At 70.2% G+C, this 18,973-nt stretch carries 19 protein-coding genes, 1 pseudogene and 1 riboswitch; of the genes and pseudogenes, 10 read left to right on the forward strand and 10 right to left on the reverse strand.

Going from position 1 to position 18,973, the window contains the following annotated elements:
* Positions 1–46 precede the first annotated feature (46 nt).
* The 4 genes from VYL96_RS07170 (at position 47) to VYL96_RS07185 (ending at position 5,639) form a co-directional block, all read left to right on the forward strand.
* On the forward strand, positions 47–688 hold the full coding sequence (locus VYL96_RS07170; protein WP_061228827.1) for a MerR family transcriptional regulator: 642 nt from the start codon (positions 47–49) through the stop codon (positions 686–688).
* Between the two features lie 34 nt (positions 689–722).
* Positions 723–819, forward strand: a riboswitch (glycine riboswitch).
* A gap of 177 nt (positions 820–996) precedes the next feature.
* Positions 997–3,873 carry an aminomethyl-transferring glycine dehydrogenase gene (gcvP, locus tag VYL96_RS07175; RefSeq protein ID WP_131886344.1) on the forward strand — a complete coding sequence of 959 codons (2,877 nt, stop codon included), beginning with the start codon at positions 997–999 and terminating at the stop codon, positions 3,871–3,873.
* 67 nt (positions 3,874–3,940) lie between these two features.
* Entirely contained in the window at positions 3,941–4,765 is an 825-nt protein-coding gene (locus tag VYL96_RS07180) for an 8-oxoguanine DNA glycosylase OGG fold protein (protein ID WP_131886343.1), read from the forward strand.
* Between the two features lie 25 nt (positions 4,766–4,790).
* Entirely contained in the window at positions 4,791–5,639 is an 849-nt protein-coding gene (locus tag VYL96_RS07185; protein WP_243699781.1) for an alpha/beta fold hydrolase, read from the forward strand.
* Positions 5,640–5,655: 16 nt separating this feature from the next.
* Here the strand turns inward: VYL96_RS07185 and VYL96_RS07190 are convergent, their stop codons facing one another.
* Both VYL96_RS07190 and VYL96_RS07195 read right to left on the reverse strand, forming a co-directional pair.
* Positions 5,656–7,212, reverse strand: coding sequence for a fatty acyl-CoA synthetase (locus VYL96_RS07190; RefSeq protein WP_131886342.1), 1,557 nt, complete (start codon positions 7,210–7,212; stop codon positions 5,656–5,658).
* A 41-nt stretch (positions 7,213–7,253) separates the two neighbouring features.
* On the reverse strand, positions 7,254–7,502 hold the full coding sequence (locus tag VYL96_RS07195; protein WP_197471380.1) for a hypothetical protein: 249 nt from the start codon (positions 7,500–7,502) through the stop codon (positions 7,254–7,256).
* A 114-nt stretch (positions 7,503–7,616) separates the two neighbouring features.
* Here VYL96_RS07195 and VYL96_RS07200 point away from each other — a divergent pair, with 114 nt between their 5' ends.
* A complete protein-coding gene (locus tag VYL96_RS07200) occupies positions 7,617–8,012 on the forward strand; it encodes a YchJ family protein (RefSeq protein WP_131886341.1) in 396 nt (131 codons plus the stop codon).
* Here VYL96_RS07200 and VYL96_RS07205 read toward each other — a convergent pair.
* From VYL96_RS07205 to VYL96_RS07230, 6 genes are all read right to left on the reverse strand, one after another.
* Positions 8,009–8,542, reverse strand: coding sequence for a hypothetical protein (locus tag VYL96_RS07205; protein WP_131886340.1), 534 nt, complete (start codon positions 8,540–8,542; stop codon positions 8,009–8,011). The genes VYL96_RS07200 and VYL96_RS07205 overlap by 4 nt on opposite strands.
* A gap of 52 nt (positions 8,543–8,594) precedes the next feature.
* Positions 8,595–9,596 carry a TY-Chap domain-containing protein gene (locus VYL96_RS07210; RefSeq protein ID WP_131886339.1) on the reverse strand — a complete coding sequence of 334 codons (1,002 nt, stop codon included), beginning with the start codon at positions 9,594–9,596 and terminating at the stop codon, positions 8,595–8,597.
* An 87-nt stretch (positions 9,597–9,683) separates the two neighbouring features.
* Positions 9,684–10,499, reverse strand: coding sequence for an NUDIX hydrolase (locus VYL96_RS07215; RefSeq protein WP_131886338.1), 816 nt, complete (start codon positions 10,497–10,499; stop codon positions 9,684–9,686).
* A gap of 59 nt (positions 10,500–10,558) precedes the next feature.
* Positions 10,559–11,215: a TetR/AcrR family transcriptional regulator gene (locus VYL96_RS07220; protein ID WP_131886337.1), complete on the reverse strand. Its 657-nt coding sequence runs from the start codon at positions 11,213–11,215 to the stop codon at positions 10,559–10,561.
* On the reverse strand, positions 11,212–11,670 hold the full coding sequence (locus VYL96_RS07225; protein ID WP_131886336.1) for a DUF3817 domain-containing protein: 459 nt from the start codon (positions 11,668–11,670) through the stop codon (positions 11,212–11,214). Before VYL96_RS07225 ends, VYL96_RS07220 begins: the two co-directional genes overlap by 4 nt.
* An 83-nt stretch (positions 11,671–11,753) precedes the next feature.
* On the reverse strand, positions 11,754–14,300 hold the full coding sequence (locus tag VYL96_RS07230; protein ID WP_131886335.1) for a DEAD/DEAH box helicase: 2,547 nt from the start codon (positions 14,298–14,300) through the stop codon (positions 11,754–11,756).
* Between the two features lie 60 nt (positions 14,301–14,360).
* On the opposite strand from VYL96_RS07230, the gene VYL96_RS07235 reads away from it, so the two are divergent.
* From VYL96_RS07235 to VYL96_RS07245, 3 genes are all read left to right on the forward strand, one after another.
* Positions 14,361–15,306, forward strand: a protein-coding gene (locus VYL96_RS07235) for an IS5 family transposase (protein WP_407935074.1) whose coding sequence is annotated in 2 segments (ribosomal slippage) — positions 14,361–14,744 and positions 14,746–15,306 — 945 coding nt in all. Because the reading frame shifts where the segments join, the coding sequence is not laid out codon by codon here.
* 31 nt (positions 15,307–15,337) lie between these two features.
* On the forward strand, positions 15,338–15,631 hold the full coding sequence (locus tag VYL96_RS07240) for a transposase (protein ID WP_329439811.1): 294 nt from the start codon (positions 15,338–15,340) through the stop codon (positions 15,629–15,631).
* A gap of 53 nt (positions 15,632–15,684) precedes the next feature.
* Positions 15,685–16,095, forward strand: a complete 411-nt coding sequence (locus VYL96_RS07245) for an IS3 family transposase (RefSeq protein WP_329439814.1) — start codon at positions 15,685–15,687, stop codon at positions 16,093–16,095.
* Here VYL96_RS07245 and VYL96_RS07250 read toward each other — a convergent pair.
* Positions 16,064–17,206 carry an IS630 family transposase gene (locus tag VYL96_RS07250; protein WP_329439817.1) on the reverse strand — a complete coding sequence of 381 codons (1,143 nt, stop codon included), beginning with the start codon at positions 17,204–17,206 and terminating at the stop codon, positions 16,064–16,066. The genes VYL96_RS07245 and VYL96_RS07250 overlap by 32 nt on opposite strands.
* On the opposite strand from VYL96_RS07250, the gene VYL96_RS07255 reads away from it, so the two are divergent.
* Positions 17,205–17,669 (forward strand): hypothetical protein, encoded by a 465-nt coding sequence (locus VYL96_RS07255; protein WP_254425955.1) that lies wholly within the window; start codon positions 17,205–17,207, stop codon positions 17,667–17,669. The genes VYL96_RS07250 and VYL96_RS07255 overlap by 2 nt on opposite strands.
* Positions 17,669–18,169: pseudogene (locus VYL96_RS07260) on the forward strand (IS3 family transposase); the annotation flags it as partial. The gene VYL96_RS07255 and the pseudogene VYL96_RS07260, both read left to right, overlap by 1 nt.
* Before the next feature lie 55 nt (positions 18,170–18,224).
* Here the strand turns inward: VYL96_RS07260 and VYL96_RS07265 are convergent.
* Positions 18,225–18,725 carry a hypothetical protein gene (locus VYL96_RS07265; RefSeq protein ID WP_153038723.1) on the reverse strand — a complete coding sequence of 167 codons (501 nt, stop codon included), beginning with the start codon at positions 18,723–18,725 and terminating at the stop codon, positions 18,225–18,227.
* Positions 18,726–18,973: the final 248 nt, after the last annotated feature.

The raw sequence follows: 18,973 nt of genomic DNA on the forward strand, positions 1-18,973 counted from the left end.
CGTGCCGCCCCGAACGAGGCGGCACCCGCAGCTTGAGGGAGCAATCGTGGCCGACCACACCCGGGTCTCGGAGCCGTCCGACGCCGTACCGAACACGCCGAGCCTCTTCGGTGACGCCGTCGAGGGGACGCAGGCGTCCTTCGACGAGGTGCAGCCCGGACTGTTCCCCGACGACGGGATCCCGGACGGCACCAGCGGGTACCGGGTGCCCATCGCGTGCCAGATCGCCGGTATCACCTACCGTCAGCTCGACTACTGGGCACGCACCGACCTCGTCGTGCCGTCGATCCGGAACGCCGCCGGATCGGGCAGCCAGCGCCTCTACTCGTTCAAGGACATCCTGGTCCTCAAGATCGTCAAGCAGCTGCTGGACACCGGGATCTCCCTGCAGAACATCCGCAAGGCCGTCGATCAGATCAGGTCGCGGGGTGTGGAGGACCTGGCCACCATCACCCTGTTCTCCGACGGCCGGACCGTATTCGAGTGCACGTCCAAGGAGGAGGTCTTCGACCTGCTCCAGGGCGGCCAGGGGGTGTTCGGCATCGGGATCGGCGGCGCGATGCGTGAGCTCGCCGGCTCGATCTCCGAGTTCCCCGCGGAGACGGTGACCGAGGACGACATCGTCGCGCCCGTGGAGGACGAGCTCGCCGCTCGCCGCCGGGCCCGCGCCTCACGCCGTACCGGCTAGTCGGCCGTCGTCGTCTAGACTCGGCGGTGCGTTCACGCGTCCCACGGGAGAGCTCCGCGGCCATGGCCGCGGGCGCCGAAGGAGCAACTCCTCTCCGAGAATCTCTCAGGCACCCGGACCGTGCGGTCGTCGAACGCCTCTGGAGAGCGGTGGAACAGACCACCCGCCCACGGGGAAAGCGGGGGTCCGTCGTGAGGGTCCCGCGAATCTCTCAGGCGCCGGCACCCGTCCGGCAGGGGACAGAGCGGAGAGGGAGCACCGGCCCGCAGGCCGCCTGTCCGGGCGGCCCCGCCACCTGAGGAGCACCTGTGACGACGACCCCCCACACTGCCCGGACCGGAGGCGAGTTCGTCGCCCGCCATCTGGGCCCCGATGCCGACGGACTCGCGCGGATCCTGGACACCATCGGCGTCGGCTCCCTGGACGAGCTCGCCGAGCGCGCCGTCCCCTCGGTCATCCTCGACGAGGTCGGCTCGGACGGACGGGCGGCAGGCATCAACGCGCTCCCGGAGCCGCTGTCGGAAGCCGACACCCTCGCGGCGCTGCGGGCGCTGGCCGACCGCAACACCGTCGCGGTGTCCATGATCGGGCAGGGCTACTACGACACCCTCACGCCGCCGGTGCTGATTCGCAACATCATCGAGAGCCCGGCCTGGTACACCGGCTACACCCCGTACCAGCCGGAGATCAGCCAGGGCCGTCTCGAGGCGCTGCTGAACTTCCAGACGATGGTCTCGGACCTGACCGGCATGGACATGGCCAACGCCTCCATGCTCGACGAGGGGACCGCCGCGGCCGAGGCCATGACGATGCTGCGACGGGCCAACCGCTCGTCCAAGAGCCCCCGCTTCGCCGTCGACGCCGACATCTTCCCCCAGACCGCGGCGATCCTCGCCACCCGCGCCGAGCCCCTCGGCATCGAACTGGTCACGGCGAACCTCGTCGACGACGGGCTCCCGGACGGCGAGTTCTTCGGGGCCCTGGTCCAGACCCCCGGTGCCTCCGGCCGCGTCGCCGACGTGGCGCCCCTCATCGAGAAGTGCCACGAGCGCGGCGTCATGGTCGCCGCGGGCGTCGACCTGCTGGCCGCGACGGTCCACACGCCGGCGGGGGAGAAGGGCGCGGACGCGTGCTTCGGCACCACGCAGCGGTTCGGCGTCCCCATGGGTTTCGGCGGGCCCCACGCCGGGTTCCTGGCGTGTCGCTCCGCGCACGCACGCAATCTCCCCGGCCGGCTGGTCGGTGTCTCGACGGACGAGGACGGGCACGTCGCCTACCGACTGGCCCTGCAGACGCGGGAGCAGCACATCCGTCGCGAGAAGGCCACGTCCAACATCTGCACCGCGCAGGTCCTGCTGGCCGTTCTCGCCGCGATGTACGCCTCCTACCACGGCGCGGAGGGCCTCACGGCCATCGCCCGGCGCGTCCACGCCCATGCCGCCGCGCTCGCCGACGGTCTCCGCGCAGCCGGGGTGGAGGTGCTGCACGACGCGTTCTTCGACACCGTCCGCGCCCGCGTGCCGGGCCGCGCCGACGAGGTGCTCGGCGCTGCCGCCGCGCGCGGCGTGAACCTGTGGAAGGTCGACGACGACACGGTGTCCGTCTCGTGTGACGAGGCCACCACCGCCGAGCACGTGGGGATCGTCCTCGACGCGTTCGGTGCCGACGCCGCCCGCACCGAGATCACGGTCGACCCGACCCACGGTGACCGCACGAGCGAGTTCCTGCAGCACGAGGCGTTCGTCCGCTACCGCACCGAGACGGCCATGCTGCGGTATCTCAGGGCGCTGTCCGACAAGGACATGGCGCTGGACCGGACCATGATCCCGCTCGGTTCGTGCACCATGAAGCTCAACGCCACCACCGAGATGGAACCGATCACGTGGCCGGAGTTCAACCGGCTACACCCCTTCGCTCCGGCCGAGCAGACCGCCGGGATCCGCGAGCTGATCGGAGACGTCGAGCAGTGGCTGGTCGACATCACCGGTTACGCCGCCGTCAGCCTCCAGCCCAACGCCGGCAGCCAGGGCGAGTACGCGGGCCTGCTGGCCATCCGCGAGTACCACCGCTCCCGCGGCGACGACGACCGGACGGTCTGCCTTATCCCGTCCTCGGCGCACGGGACGAACGCCGCGTCGGCCGTGATGGCCGGCATGAAGGTGGTCGTGGTGGCCTGCCGCGAGAACGGCGACGTGGACGTCGACGACCTGCGGGCGAAGGTCGACAAGCACGGTTCCGAGCTGGCGGCGATCATGATCACCTACCCGTCGACCCACGGCGTGTACGAGCACGACATCGAGGACATCTGCGCGATCGTCCACGACGCGGGCGGCCAGGTCTACATCGACGGCGCGAACCTCAACGCGCTCGTGGGCGTCGCGCGCCCGGGCCGGTTCGGCGGCGACGTGAGCCACCTGAACCTGCACAAGACCTTTTGCATCCCGCACGGTGGCGGCGGACCGGGCGTCGGTCCGGTGGCTGTGGCCGAGCACCTGCGCGAGTTCCTCCCCGGCCATCCGCACGAGTCCGGGCTGGGCTCGGGCGGCGCGGTCTCGGCGGCGGCGTTCGGCTCCGCCTCGATCCTGCCCATCACCTGGGCGTACATCCGGATGATGGGCGCCGACGGCCTGCGTAAGGCCACGCTGACCGCGATCGCGAGCGCCAACTACCTGGCCCGACGCATCGGCGAGCACTTCCCGGTGCTGTACTCCGGCGAGGGTGGCTGGGTCGCGCACGAGTGCATCCTCGACCTGCGTCCGCTCATCGACTCGGTCGGCATCTCGATCGACGACGTGGCCAAGAGGCTGGCCGACTACGGGTTCCACGCGCCCACCATGAGCTTCCCGGTGCCCAACACCCTGATGGTGGAGCCGACGGAGAGCGAGGACCTGGCCGAGCTGGACGCGTTCTGCGAGGCGATGGCGGCGATCCGCGCGGAGATCGACCGCGTCGCCGCCGGCGAGTGGACCGTGGAGGACAACCCGCTGCGCGGAGCGCCCCACACGGCCGAGAGCGTCTCCGCCGACGAGTGGGACCACGCGTACCCGCGCAGTGTCGCCGGTTACCCCCTCGGGTCGGCCTGGCGGCCGAAGGTCTGGCCCGCCGTCCGCCGGATCGACGGCGCGTACGGAGACCGGAACCTCGTCTGCTCGTGCCCGCCCCTCGAGGCGTTCGCGCAGGACTGAGCAGCATCCGGGGCGGGGTCGGGCTCGGGGTCCGGGGAGTGTCGTACCCGTATGACACCGTGCGGGCATGACCACCACCGGACCCCGCCTCGCGCCCGAACTACCCGCGGACTGTCTCGACTGGTGCCGCGCCCAGCCGCCCGCCCTGCTCGTGGCGGACGAGTACGTGGAGATCGACCTCGACCGCTGGAATCTCCGGCTCGCGGAGAGGGGGATCGACCTCCGCCTCGTCGCGGGAGGGCCCGACGGCGGGATCGTGGAGTCCGGGTCCGGGTACCTGCGCAGGAGTGATCTGTGGGCGGCGGGCCGCCGCGCCCGCGGCAGCCTGGAGGAATCCGTGGTGGCGCTCTACATGTGCGCGGCCTGGCTGTCCGCTCACCCGCTCCGGTCCGGGGTGAAGCGGGGACTGCCCGACTTCCGCGTCCCCGCCCGCGACCGCGCCGGATGGCGCTCGGTGTCACCCCACGGTTATCCCCTGGTGCTGCACGAGGTCGTGGACTGGCTCGACGCGCCGGTGGAGGCCATGAACCTGCTGCGTCACGGCGCGCCCGCGGGCGCCGGCCGCGGCGTCCCGGACCTGGGGTACCCGCTCGCCTCGCTCTACCTGTCCTCGTTGGGCATGGCGTGGTCGGCACAGAGCATCGTGCCGGTCGACCCCGCCGGGATCGGGACCCTCGTGCACGCCGGGTGGACCGAGATCGAGTCCTCCGCCCGGCTGACGCCCCGGCGCTACCAGCGCTACCTCGACGTGGTCGGCACGTGGGCCCGCGAGGCCGCGGTCGATCCGCTGGTGGTGGAGATGTGGCTGGTCCACGACTGGAACGAACGGCGCGCCCGGGTGTCCTCCCGCGGATCGTCCACCCACACGCCCCCGGGAAGTCGCCCGCGGTGAGCCCCGGACCGGTTAGGGTCCGCGCATGGAACCACGCACGGTCACAGTGGACGTCCCGGTCGGCGCGCTCGACGTGCTCGTCTGGGAGGGGGACGGCGGGGCACCGGCAGTGGAGCCGGCGCGCACGGTGCTGGCACTGCACGGTTTCCCCGAATCGGCGTGGGAGTGGGCGGGCGTCGCGGAGGGGCTCGCCGGCCAGGGCGTCCGGGTGCTCGCTCCGATGCAACGGGGCTACTCACCCGGTGCCCGGCCGGACGGCGTCGAGGCGTACGCCATCGAGCACCTGTCCGCCGACGCGCTCGCGGTGATGGACCGCTTCGGCCTGGAGCGCGCACACGTGCTCGGGCACGACTGGGGCGCATGCGTCGCGTGGTGGCTAGCCGCCCACCACCCGAGCCGGGTCGCGAGCCTCACCGCCATCTCCGTACCGCATCTCGGGGCGTTCGGCGACGCGATCGCGTCCGATCCCGACCAGCAGGCGCGGTCGGCCTACTTCGGGCTGTTCCGGCAGGAGGGTAAGGCCGAGGACGTGCTGCTCGAGGACGGGGCCCGCCGCCTGCGCGTCATGTTCGGCGGGCAGGTCCCGGACGATCTCGTGGGCCGACATCTCGAGGTGCTCGGGGACCGGTCCGCGCTGACGGGCGCGCTCAACTGGTACCGCGCGATGAGACGGTACGAACTGCCCGACGTCTCCGTCCCCACCACCTATCTGTGGGGCGGTCAGGATCCGGCGATCGCGCGGAGCGGGGCCGAGGCGACGGCGGCCAGGATGACGGGGGAGTACCGGTTCGTCCCGCTCACCGACCGAGGCCACTGGCTGCCCGAGGAGGACCCCGCGCTGGTCGCGCGCGAGGTCCTGGAACGGCTCGGCTGACCGCCGCCCGCCCGGCTCACCCCTGCCGGAGTTCGCGCTTGAGCAACTTGCCGGACTGGTTGCGGGGCAGCTCGTCGACGAACACGACGCGCTTGGGCACCTTGAACGGTGCCAGGTACTCTCGCGTGCCCGCGATGATCTCGTCCTCAGTGGCCTCCGCGCCGCCCTTGAGGACCACGACGGCGGTCACCGCTTCGATCCACTTCGGGTCGGGCGTACCGATGACCGCCACCTCCGCGACCCGCTCGTCCTGGTACACGGCGTCCTCGACCTCGCGGGAGGCCACCAGGACACCGCCGGTGTTGATGACGTCCTTGATGCGGTCGACGACCTCGATGTACCCCCCGGCGTCGCGCACGACGAGGTCCCCGGAGTGGAACCACCCGTCACGGAACGCCTCGCGGGTGGCGTCGGGCTTGTTCCAGTAGCCCCTGCACAGCTGCGGGGAGCGGTAGACCACCTCGCCCCGCTCGCCGTCGGCGACCTCGAGTCCCGACTCGTCGACTACCCGGGCCTCGACGAAGAAGACCGGTCGACCCGCGCTGGCCGGCCTGTCGTCGTGCTCCTCGGGGCGCAGGACGCAGGCGAGCGGGCCGATCTCGGACTGGCCGAAGCAGTTGTAGAACCCCAGCTCCGGGTACCTGGCCCGCAGGCGCTGCAGAACCGTCACCGGCATGATCGACGCTCCGTACTGGGCCTTGCGGAGGCTCGACAGGTCGCGACGCTCGAGGTCCGGATGGGACGCCAGGGGGACCCAGACGGTGGGTGCGAGGAACAGGGAGCCGATCCCGTCCTCTTCGATGCGGCGCAGGATCTCGGGGACGTCTGGGGCGGCCATCAGGTGCACGGTCGCGCCCAGGGACAGGTACGGCATCGCGAACACGTGCATCGCCGCGGAGTGGTAGAGCGGCATGGTCACCAGCGGCTTGTCATCGGCTGCCAGATCGAGGGACAGAATGCAGCTGAGGTACTCGTGGACCAGCGCGGAGTGGGTCATCATCGCGCCCTTGGGCCGCGAGGTGGTGCCCGAGGTGTACAGCAGCTGGGCGAGGTCGTCGCCGGAGGCCGGCGAGTCGACGGGCGTGACGTCGCCGGTCTCGAGTGCCGTACCCAGCACGGTGCCGTCGGGTGCCTTGCCGACGGCGGGTTGCAGCGCGAGGGACGTCAGGGCGGGTAGGTCGTCCAGGACCGCCTCGAGAGTGGGCGCCTGGGCGGGGTCGACCAGGACGAGCGAGGCCCCCGAGTCGGTGAGCAGATACTCGAGCTCGCCCCCCGTGAGTGCGTAGTTCACGGGGACGTGGATGTAGCCCGCCCGCGAGGTCGCGAGGAAGGCGATGAGGTAGGCGTCCGAGTTGACGCCGTATGCGGCGATGCGGGCGCCGTCCTCGAGATCATGACCGGCGAGCAGTGTGGCGACGCGGTCGACGGCGGCGTCGAGGGCCGCGTAGGTCCAGCGACGGTCCGCGAACGTCAGGGCGACGCGGTCGGGGAACCGGGACGCTGATCGACGCAGGGTGGCGTCGATCGTGCCGGCGGCGGCGGTCGAGGGGGCGAGTGAGGCGGAGTCGGTCATGGCCCGACCCTATAGCGGCGTGCGCCGGCCGGGTCGGAAAGTCAGTCGTCCGAGCGGAGCAGCTCGAGGACGGCCGGCGGGATGGCGCCGTCGGCCTCGCGCGGGGTCCACTGCTCGCTGGGGACCCACTGGGAGCCGCAGCCCCGGCACGCGAACAGGGGCTCGCCGCGGCGCTCGACGGGCGTGCGGTTCCAGTTGCACAGGTCGCGGCAGGACCGTACCCGCAGGGCGGCGAGGTCGGGGTCGGCGCGGCGCCGCGCGAGGGAACGGAGGGAGGCTAGTCCAGACATGTCACCGTTCACGATAGTCCGGCGGGGGCGGCGCGGTCCGCGATGCGGGGGGCCGGCAGGGGTGGCCTCGGGGGTCGGTAGCCTGGGCGGATCATCGGGGAACGGAGCGGACGGATGAGTGCGTGCCCGTGTGGCAGTGGGGTCGATCTCGGGGCGTGTTGTGGCCCGCTCGTGGAGGACGGGGTGCCCGCGCGGACGGCGGAGGAACTGATGCGCTCGCGCTACACGGCGTTCGCGCTGGGGCGGACGGACCACCTCTGGCGTACGTGGCATCCGCGGACGCGTCCGCCGGTCGTGGAGGCGTCGGGTGTGGAGTGGACCGGGCTCACCGTCCTGGAGGTGGTCGCCGGGGGCGAGGGTGACGACGGCGGGGTGGTCGAGTTCGAGGCCCGGTACGTCGAGCTCGGCGACCGGGGTCTGGTGCGTGAGCGCTCCCTGTTCGAGCGCAGGGGAGGGCGGTGGACGTACGTCGCGGCGGATCCGGCGGAAGCGGGCCCGGCGGGTGACTAGGACGGCGTCGGGTCGACGGGCTGGCGCGTCACCGTGATCGATCCGATCGTGGACGGGCTCGTCAGGTCGATGCGGCCGACCCTGGCCCCACGGGGCACGGTCCACGCCACCATGCCGCTGATCTCCTGCCCGGGGGTCGTCATCACCGACGGGACGAGCGGGTCGGGCACTGTCCCGGAGGGGTCGGCGATCCGCTCGAACGGCCTGCCCGACGGGTCATAGGCGGTGAGGTCCTCGGGGCCGATCTCCGGTTGGCCGGCGGACTGGACCGCGCGCACGTCCACAACGAGGACGGGGTCCGGGTACGAGTAGGACCGCACGAAGCGCAGGTTCGACACGGTGACGGTGGCGTCCCCGTCCTCGGCGGACACCGGGAACGGCCGGTCGAACTGCTGCGAGGTGGGCAACGGCCCGCTCGGTGCGGCGGCAGGGGCGGGTACGCCGCGTCGTTCGTCGTCTCCGAAGAGCGAACAGGCACTGGTCAGCATGGTCGCTGTGGTGACCACGGCGACGAGGGCGACGCGACGCATGGGCACTCCTGAGGCGGGATCGGGCGCCGGGCCCTTCCCGGCGGTGCCGATCCTACGTCTCACCGGTGCCGGGATCGTCGGAGGCGCGCAGGTCGCGGGAGTGCCCGCCGGACACACGTCGCGCGAGATCGGGGTAGACGTCGTCGAGTTCGGCGGTGATCTCGGCGAGGTGGATCTTGAAGTTGACGGGGACGAAGACCCTGTCGACGAACTCCGACTCGGCCGTGATGGTCGAGCCGTCGAACACGTAGCGGCACCACAGTGAGTCGCGGTTGAGGATCGCGACCTCGGTCTCGGCTGCTGCCGCGTCGCGCACCCCGGTCACCAGCGGGCTGCGGAACACGATGAGGGGGAGAGAGCGGTGTGCGCGTACGAAGAGCAGGACACAGCCCGCGGGAACGGTGAACACGTCGTGCTCGTCGGGGTGCATGCGCCTGCGGTAGACCTCGGCGAGCGCCGCTCCCACCGCCCTGGTCGCCTGGTCGGGGTCGGTGATGGGTTGCGGGCGGAAATCGTCCTCGTCGCCGCTCCCGGCCGGTCCCGTGGGGCCGCCGGGGTGGGCCGTGGCCGTGGTCGCCGGATCCGGGCCGGGCGTCGTAGCCGGGGCGTCCGGTTCGTCGACGCCGACCACGTCGTGGAGGAAGACCGGATGTCGGATTCCGAAGACCTGCTCGAGCGTGCCGGCGACGAGGTGGGCGAGTTCGGTGGCCCGATCCGTCGGCAGGGAGACCTGGGGCCCGGGTGTCGGCACCGCCGTCGCCTCGGCGTCCGCGGCCCGCCAGCCGAGCGCGGCCAGTTGCGCGAGTTGCTCGGGTCGCAGCGGGGCGGGGGCGTCGTCCGATCCGCCCCCGGAGACCTCGGCCTCGAGTCGCCGCTGTCCCACCGCGGTGAAGCGGATGAACGGCGTGAGGGGCGACGGTGCGCCGAGGACGGGCACCGCCAGGTCGAAGGTGGCGCCGGGAATGAGGTCGCGAAGGAGATCCGCCAGGCGGGAGGCGAACCGGTCCCACCCGGCGGCGATCGACGCGTCCACGTCGAACTCGAATGCCGGCATGCATGGCAGTCAACCATCGAGGCACCGCGCCCGTCAGCGGTTCGGGCGGTGTCCGGCCCGCAGGGGTCATGGATCGTCGGTGACCGGTCAGGCGTCCTCGCGCGCGTGCCCCGCCTGGTGGTCCGCCCAGTACTCGTCGGAACCGTCGAAGCCCACCCGGATGCCGCCGCGGTGCTCGATGATCTCCGGCTCGATCGGTGAGATCGTGCGTTCCGCCGCCAGGGCGGCGGCGACGTCCGGGAACTCAGACAGGTGACGGAGCTGGGTCCAGGTGGGAGGGAGGAGCATGGAGTGACCCGCGCGGAAGTCGGCGAGCAGGTCGACCGGGCGCGCCCACATGGTGAGGTCGACCTCGGTGGTCTGGTCGTCGGGTTCCTGACCCACGGGTAGCGCGGCGAGGAAGAACCGGGTGTCGTACCGGCGGGGCTCGACCGACGGGGTGATCCAGTGGTCGAACGGGCGCAGGCGATCCGCGGCGAGGGACAGCTCCTCGCGGGCCAGAAAGGCACTGAACGACAGCTCGTGGGCCTCGAGCTCGGTGCGCGCCGCGTGGTACCGCCCCGCGTCGGAGACGGGCGCGCCGTCCCGGTGGTCGGCGAGGAGGACGCCGCACTCCTCGAAGGTCTCGCGGGCGGCGGCGCAGACCAGCCGCCGTGCGCGCGGTTCGTCGCAGCCGAGGCGCTCGGCCCACCACGCGGGGGCGGGGCCGGTCCAGGCGAGGTCGGGGTCGTCGTCGGCGGCGTCGACGCCACCCCCGGGGAACACGGTCATCCCGCCGGCGAAGGCCATGCCCTTCACGCGGCGCGCGACGAACACCTCCGGGCCGGCATCGGAGTCGCGGATCACCATCACGGTGGAGGCGTCCTTGACGGGGCGGGCGGTGGTCTGGTCAACCTCGGTCATGAGGTCAGTCTCGCCCGCCGCATAGTGACACGCGCCACCGGGGTCCGCTCACGGCCCCGTCAGACCGTCGAGTCGACGCCGTCGCCGGGGTCCGACGTGGGGCCGCCCTCGGGGCGGTCGGTCAGTACGCCGTAGAGGACCCGCCGGACGTGCACCTCGAGTTCCCTGCGTCCCTCGCTGGCGGAGGAGCGCTCGACGCCGCACCGCACGAGGGTCATGTAGAGGACGTCGAACACGGTCTGGGCGGCGCCGGCCATGTCCGCGGGTGTCACCGCGCCGCCCGCGTACCCCGCGAGTACGGCGGCGATGAGCTCCCGCAGCTCGCCGAGGATGCGTTGCGCTTCGGCCCGGTGGGGGCCGGCCTCCCCGAACAACGTCTCGCGGTGATAGGCGGCGATGTTCTCCGGCTGCCTGTCGAGCGCCACCAGCAGGGGCTCGCACAGGACGACCAGGTCCTCGACCGCGTCCCCGGTCTCGGGAACGGTCTCGACCATCGCGCGGAACTCCTCGTTGGCGACCATGCACAGGAGTTCGCCCTTGGACTGGGCGTAGCGGAAGAGCGTCCCCGTTCCGACCTCGGCGCGGTCGGCCACCTGCTGGGTGGTGACGGTCGAGTACCCGTGCCGGGAGAACAGTTCGAGGGCGGCGGCGTGGATGCGCCGCTGTTTGTCGGCCTTGTTGAGCTCGCGGCGGCCCGGCTCTCGGGTCTGACTCACGAGAACCACTCGGTGGGCGGGCCGGCGGTGACCAGTAGCGAGAACACGATCGCCACCACGATCAGGGTGACCACCAGCGCCACGACGGGCGAGCGCAGTGCGAAGGCGAGGACCCGGTCCGCCGGGCTGCCGGGCCGGTCGCCACCCGGACCGAGTCGCCACGGGCCCTCGAGCAGGCCACGTCGCTCGACCGACCGCTCGAACGGGACCGTGGCGTACGGGATCACCGCCGAGGCCAGACCGAGGATCCCGGTGCCGGCGGACCAGCGCTTGTCCGTCCACACCGCCAGGGTCGCCACGACGTAGCACAGGAACACGAATCCGTGGACGCCGCCACCCACCGAGGTGGCCCAGTCCTGCCCGAAGCCGTATTTGCCGATCATCCCCAGTATCAGGAGAGTCCAGGTGACCACCTCCGCCAGAGCGAGTCGCTTGTAGAGAACGCGGGGGGTCACAGCAGGCCTCCAGTCATCGGGTGGGGTTCGTCGGACATCGTACGGTCCCCGGCCCGGTGGGCGGCCCCCCGGTCGGTGGCGGCTCACCCGTGGAGTGAGAGCGAGGCGAAGCGGACCTCCCCGGCCTCGTCACTGGCGGCCAGATCCACCACCCCCTCGATCGCCCAGCCGTGGTCGCCCTCGGGGTCGTCGAGCACCTGGCGCACCCGCCACGTCCCCGGCGCCACCGTGGGGCCCGACTCGCTCACGGTGAACAGTGCCGGGCCCCGCGCGGCGGGCCCGGTCCCGATCTCGTCGTACTCGTCCCAGTAGGCGTCGATCTCCGAGTCCCAGTCGGGGTGCTCGGGCACGTCGGTGTCCAGCTCGGCGAGGCGCTCGATGTCGTCGCGGGCGAGCAGCTCGACGCGGCGGAACATCGCGTTGCGCACCATCACCCGGAACGCACGCCGGTTCGCCGTGACCGGGCGGGAGGCGCCCGCGGTCTCGCCGAAGGCCAGTTCGGCGACCCGCTCGGAGGACACGTCGGGATCGGTGAGCAGCTCCCACTCGTCGAGCAGGCTGGAGTCGACCTGCCGGACCAGTTCGCCCAGCCACTCCACGAGGTCGTCGAACTCCTCGGACCGGCGGTCGGCGGGGACGGTCTGACGAAGCGCGCGGTAGGCGTCGGTGAGATAGCGCAGGACGGCGCCCTCGGACCGGCCGAGCCCGTACGCGGAGACCAGGTCCGAGAAGGTCATCCCGCGCTCGGCCATCTCCCGTATGACCGACTTGGGGGAGGGTTCGATCCCGGCCACCCAGGGGTGCCCGGCCCTGTACGCGTCGTAGGCGTCGGCGAGGAGGTCGTCCAGCGGCTTGGGCCAGGAGATGTCCTCGACCAGCTCCATGCGCTCGGAGTACTCGACACCGTCGGCCTTGAGCGCGGCGATCGCCTCGCCGCGTGCTTCCCGCTGCTGGGCGTAGAGGATGGGGCGAGGGTCGTCCAGCACGGCCTCGATGACGGAGACCAGGTCGAGTTCGGGCGTCGGGGAGTCGGGGTCGAGGACCTCCATCGCCGCGATCGCGAACGGCGCGAGGGGTTGGTTGAGGGCGAAGTCCCGTTGGAGGTCCACCGTCAGGCGCACGTGCCGCCCGTCGTCGTCCGGTTCGGCGAGGCGCTCGACGATCCCGGCGGCCTCCAGCCCCCGGAACAGCTCGATCGCGCGCAGGACGTGGTGGCGCACCCGCGCGCGGGTCTCGTGCGAGGACAGCAGGAGGTGCCGCATGTGGGTGTAGCAGCTGCCGGGTCGGGAGATGATGTTGAGCAGCATCGAGTTGCTCACCTCGAAGCGGCTCGTGAGCTGCTCGGGCTGGGCGCCGACGAGCTTGTCGAAGGTGGAGCGCGACCAGTTGACGAAGCCCTCCGGGGGCTTCTTCTTGGCGGCCTTGGCCTTCTTCTTGGGGCTCGCGGCGGCCTTCGCGGCGGCCTTGGCGTTCTCGATCTCGTGCTCGGGGGCGAGCACCACGACGAATCCCTCGGTGTCGAAGCCTGCGCGGCCCGCACGGCCGGCGATCTGGTGGAACTCGCGCGCCTTGAGCACGCGCTGTCGGCGGCCGTCGAACTTGGTGAGGCCGGTGAACAGGACGGTGCGGATGGGGACGTTGATGCCCACGCCGAGGGTGTCGGTGCCGCAGATGACGGTGAGCAGGCCGTCCTGGGCCAGCCTCTCGACGAGCCGGCGGTACTTGGGCAGCATCCCGGCGTGGTGGACGCCGATGCCGTGGAGGAGGAGCTTGCGGAGCGTCCTACCGAAGTTCGTGGTGAAGCGGAAGCCGCCGATCTCGGCGGCGATGGCGGCTTTCCGATCCTTGTCGGCCACGGCGAGCGAGGTCAGGGCCTGGGCCTGTTCGAGCGCGGCGGCCTGGGTGAAGTGGACGATGTAGACGGGGGCTTTGCCGTCGCGCAGCAGCAGCTCGACCGACTCGTGGACGCCGGACAGCGCGTACTCGAACGAGAGCGGCACCGGGCGCTCGGTGCCGCCGATGTAGACGCACTGCCGACCGGTGCGCCGGTGCAGGTCCTCCTGCAGCCAGTCCACGTCGCCGAGCGTGGCGGACATGAGCAGGAACTGGGTGTCGGGCAGCTCGATGAGCGGGACCTGCCACGCCCAGCCCCGGTCGGGCTCCGAGTAGTAGTGGAACTCGTCCATCACCACCTGCCCGATCTCGGCGCCCGCCCCTTCGCGCAGCGCGATGTTGGCGACGATCTCGGCCGTCGCGCAGACGATGGGGGCGTCGGCGTTGACGGCGGCGTCGCCGGTGAGCATGCCGACGTTCTCGGCCCCGAACACCTCGCACAGCGCGAAGAACTTCTCGCTCACGAGCGCCTTGATAGGCGCGGTGTAGTAACTGCGCTGACCGCGGGCCATCGCGGCGAAGTGGGCGCCGAGGGCGACCAGGGACTTGCCTGACCCGGTGGGGGTGGCGAGCACGACGTGGCTCCCGGCGGCCATCTCGAGTACGGCCTCCTCCTGGGCCGGGTACAGCGTCAGACCCCGGTCCGCGGCCCAGGCCACGAACGCGTCGAACACCGCCTCCTCGTGGAGGTCGGCGGGGACGTCGTCGAGATCGGTGAGGAGTTGGGGCAGCTGCACCCGGCCGAGCCTAGGGCGTGTCTCCCATAGTTGAGTGTTGACTCGCGAGACCGTGGCCGGATGGGACAGACGAAGTCACGTTTTCGCCAGTTCACCGATGAGCAGTGGGCACGGATCGAGCCCCTGCTGCCCTCGAACGAAGGACGGCAGGGGCATCCGTTCCGCGACAATCGCAAGGTCGTCGAGGGCATCATCTACCGCTACCGAGCAGGAATTCCCTGGCGGGACCTGCCGCGGGAGGAGTTCGGGGCCTGGCAGACGGTCTGGAAGCGTCACGCCCGCTACGCCCGAGACGGCACGTGGGACCGAGTCTTGCAGGCCATCCTTGCCGAGGCCGATGCGGCCGGAAAGATCGACTGGAACGTCTCGGTAGATGCCACCATCTGCCGAGCCCACCAGCACGGCACAAACACAACGCGCCCTGATCAGGACACAGGGGGCACGATCGAATCACAAGAACCGCCCCTTCCTGGACTGTGAACCTGCAGGTCACGGCATTGGCCGCTCCCGCGGCGGGCTGACCACCAAGATTCACAGCGCCGTCGACGGTCGCGGCCGGCCGCTGGCGAGTGTGGTCACCGGCGGCCAACGACACGACGGCGCGATGCTCGAACAGGTCTTGGCCGACATCCACGTCCCGCGCCCTGGCCGGGGCAGGCCTCGCACCCGTCCCGACGCGGTGATCGCCGACAAGGCGTACTCGTCCGGCACGATCCGCCGCCAGCTCCGCGCCCGTGGAATCACCGCGGCCATCCCCGAGAAGAGCGACACCATCGCCTCCCGCAAACGCCGAGGCTCCCGCGGTGGCCGGCCTCCGAAACTCAACGCCGACCTCTACAAAGACCGCAACGTCGTCGAGCGATCCTTCGCGCTGGCCAAGCAGTGGCGAGCTCTGGCCACCCGATACGACAAACTCGCGATCACCTACCGCGCCGCCGTCACGCTCTGCGCAATCCTGACCTGGCTACGCCAATTAGTAGACACTGGGGTGTACCAAGGTTCTTAGACAGGCCTCTTGATGGGAGAGGATTAAGAACATGGCAACGAGTTCGAGGCGGAGGTTCAGTCCGCAGTTCAAGGCCGAGGCGGTGCAGCTGGTCCTGCAGAGTGACCGCTCGATCGCCGAGGTTGCCGGGGAGCTGGCGATCAACCCCGGGACCCTGGGCAACTGGGTCAATAAGCACCGGCAGGCCAACCCGGATCCAGTTCCGGATATGAGCCCGGCAGACCACGGTCGGTTGGCGGAGCTGGAAGAGCAAAACCGCCGGTTGAAGATGGAAAATGAGTTCCTAAAAAAAGCCGCGGCCTTCTTCGCCCGGGAGCAGGACTGAGCGAGAAATCAGCCCTGATCGAGGCGGAGAAGGCGAACTTCCCGATCGACTGGATGTGCGCGCAGCTCGGCGTGCCCCGTTCGTCGTTCTACGCCTGGCGTGCCCGCGCTGGGCAGGTCACCGCCACCCAGGCCCGCCGCGAGGCACTCAAGGTCGAGATCCAGCGCATCTTCGACGAGCAACGCGGCACGGCCGGATGCCGGCGCATCGCCGCGATCCTCAATGACGAGGGGCACCCGGCCTCGGTCGGGCTGATCGCGGACCTGATGCGTGAGCTCGGACTGGCGGCTATCCAGCGCAAGGCCTACAAACGCACCACCATCAGCGATGAGAACGCCCAGGTCTTCACCGACAAGCTGGGCCGCGACTTCGCCCCCGCAAGTCACCGCGCCGGCACCGCGCTAGTGGGCATCTCCGTTAGTTCGTCGGGGGTCATGCTGCGCGGAGGGTGCCGTCGTTGTTGAGGCGGTCGAGGTGGCGGTTGAGGTCGTCGCGGGTGTACTTCCAGCCGAACGGTTCGGCGCTTCGGTTGTAGCGATCCTGGAACGCGAGGAGGCGTGCGGCGAGATCGTCGAGGTCTGCGAAGTCGCCGGTGGCGATGGCTTTGCGCTGCAGGATCGAGAAGTAGATTTCGACCTGGTTGAGCCACGAGGCGTGCACCGGAAGGTGCACCAGGACCGCGTTGGGAAACGCATGACGCATCCGGTCTTTCGAGGCCTGACCTGCGTGGGATGAGCCGTTGTCGACGACCCAGAACACTCGCTTCGCGGATGCGTATGGCTCTTGGGTCATCACCTGCTCGACCAGTTCGGTGAACGGGGCGATCCCTGTCTTGGGTGCGGTCATCCCCATCACGCGGGCCTGGTGGACGTCGTAGGCGGCGAAGTAGGCCAACGTCCCACCGCGGCGGTACTCGAACTCCACGCGCCGCGGCTGACCGGGCCTGGCGGGAGTCTCGGCGTGACGGCGTTTGAGGGCTTGGAGCTGTGATTTTTCGTCCGCACTGATGACGTACTCATCGTCGCCGAGAGCAACGCCGTTCCAGCGCCGGTGGTACAGGTCCAGCACCCGGGCGGCCTTGACGGCGAAGTCGGGGTCGCGGGGAAAAATCCACGACCGGTGCTGCCACGGCTTGATCGCATCTGCGGCCAGCCAGCGCCCGATCGTCGCCGACGCCACGGGGCGCACCAGCCCTGTGGCCACGGCGTGGGCTCTCAACTCGGCGGCCGACCATCTGGTCAGTGGCAGACCGTGGTCAGCCGGGCGCGTACACGCCAACGCTTTGACCTGGGCGACCTCGACGGGGGTGAACACTCGCGGTCGTCCCGAGCGGGGCCGATCTTTGAGACCCTCCAGGCGCTCGGTGCAGAACCGATGCCGCCACTGGCGCACCGTGTCTTCGCACACCCCGACCTCGCGGGCGATCGCAGCGTTGGCATCACCGGCAGCGGCCGCCAGGACGATCCGGGCTCGCAGTACATCGCGGTGCGCACAACGAGCAGCGTGCGCGCGGCGGGTCAGCACGTCGCGTTCTTTGCCGGACAGGATGACGATAACGGCGCTGGTGGGAGGCATGTTCATTTCTGACGCACCCAGCGGCGCCCGCCAAGCCGCCACGCCGGAACAAGCCGAAAGTCGAGGGCGAGAAACGGCGGCGGCGATGATGGAGACCATGGCCAAGATCCCCGACTCGACACAGACCTCACTGCGACAGAAACTCCTGGCCCGCGCTGCCGAACGGTGGCCCCAGATCCAGGCCCTGCACACCCGCTACCGGGCCGGATTCGCCTACATCGATGCCACCTTGACCGACGGGGACGAAGTCAAGCTCTGCCGACTGCGCTACGCCGGATCAGCCAGCCAGTGGGGTTTTGCGATCTACCGCGCCAGCCACGACGACTACCAGCAAGCCGCCCTGCCAAACGGATGGCCCTCAGGCACTCCCGCAGAAGCCCTCGACACCGCCTGCGGCCTCTATCTCGGCGACCCCACCGCCTGGATCACCGACCCCCGACGAACTAACGGAGATGCCCACTAGTCGGCGACATCACCTACCTACGCACTGGTCAGGGGTGGTTGTACCTGGCCACGGTGATCGACCTGGCCACCCGCAAGGTGCTCGGGTGGCAGACCGCCGAGCACATGCGTGCCAGCCTGGTGGTCGACGCCCTGGAAATGGCGCGTACGCAGGGACAAGCCGTCGAAGGAGCGATATTTCACTCGGACCATGGGTCGCAGTACACCTCCGATGAGTTCGTCAGCTACTGCACCGAGCACGGGTTCGTGCAGTCGATGGGGCGGACCGGGGTGTGCTGGGACAACGCCGCCGCCGAGACGTTCTTCGCCACCTTGAAGAACGAGATGTACCACCAGCAGGTGTTCCACACCCGAGCCCGGGCACGGTTCGCCGTGGCGGAGTACATCGAGGTGTTCTACAACCGTCGTAGACCGCATTCCAGCCTCGGCTACCGCACTCCGGCCCGCGCATGGGCCGACGCGCACCAGACCACCGCCGAGGACCTACCCGAGGCGGCCTGACACACCAGAAATCACCGAGGACCTGTCCACAATCCTTGACACAGCCCAACACGCCCTAGTAGGTTTCAGGCCGATACGCTGCTCCGCGCCGGGTCGGACAGTCGTCCCCGATTCGGTACGGATAGTCCGGGTAGAGGGCGTCGATCCGCGGATTGTCTTCGGGCGTATCGAAGGTCTGGCCGAACGTTGCCACCCATTTGCCACTGTCGGCGTGATAGGTCCACGCGGTGACCTCGCGGATGCGCTTCACGGTCCCGCCCACCGCAATCGTCATGGGCTCCAACGCCGCACGAACCGCCGCGCCAACTTTCCAGTACCCGGCGTCCGCCTGCTCCTGTTGGCGCTGGTCGACTTCTCCGTACGGCCGCCCGTCGGGGTCCTTGTACGTACGGCCAGAACGCGAGATCACCGGAAACGGTCGCCCCTGCTTTGCCTGACGTCGGAGCTGTGTTGATCGGTGAGGCTCTGCCGGCGGCATTCCGTGCTGCCTGAGTAGCTCAACTTGCTCCGGAGAAAGAACAGCATGGGTTCTGTGCACGGCTTCGTTCTGTGACATGGCGTCACGGTAAAGCACACAGCATTGCGGCGCAATAGTTTGCACGGTCCGCACGTGGTCTCTCATCACCTTGGATGTGGAAGCAGACCGAATGAGAGGCGATCGCCGGTAGCCGCGGCAGGCAGTGGCCGTGATCGAACGCTGACGTAGTGCCACCATTTCAGACGTGAGTCAACGTCCCCGGCAGTCGAAACCGGGACGGACTGCCCAGCTTTTCGAGCGACCGGCCCTCCACAGGCCCATTGCAG

This window comes from Dietzia maris (genome assembly GCF_036287335.1).
Lineage (GTDB): Bacteria > Actinomycetota > Actinomycetes > Mycobacteriales > Mycobacteriaceae > Dietzia > Dietzia cinnamea.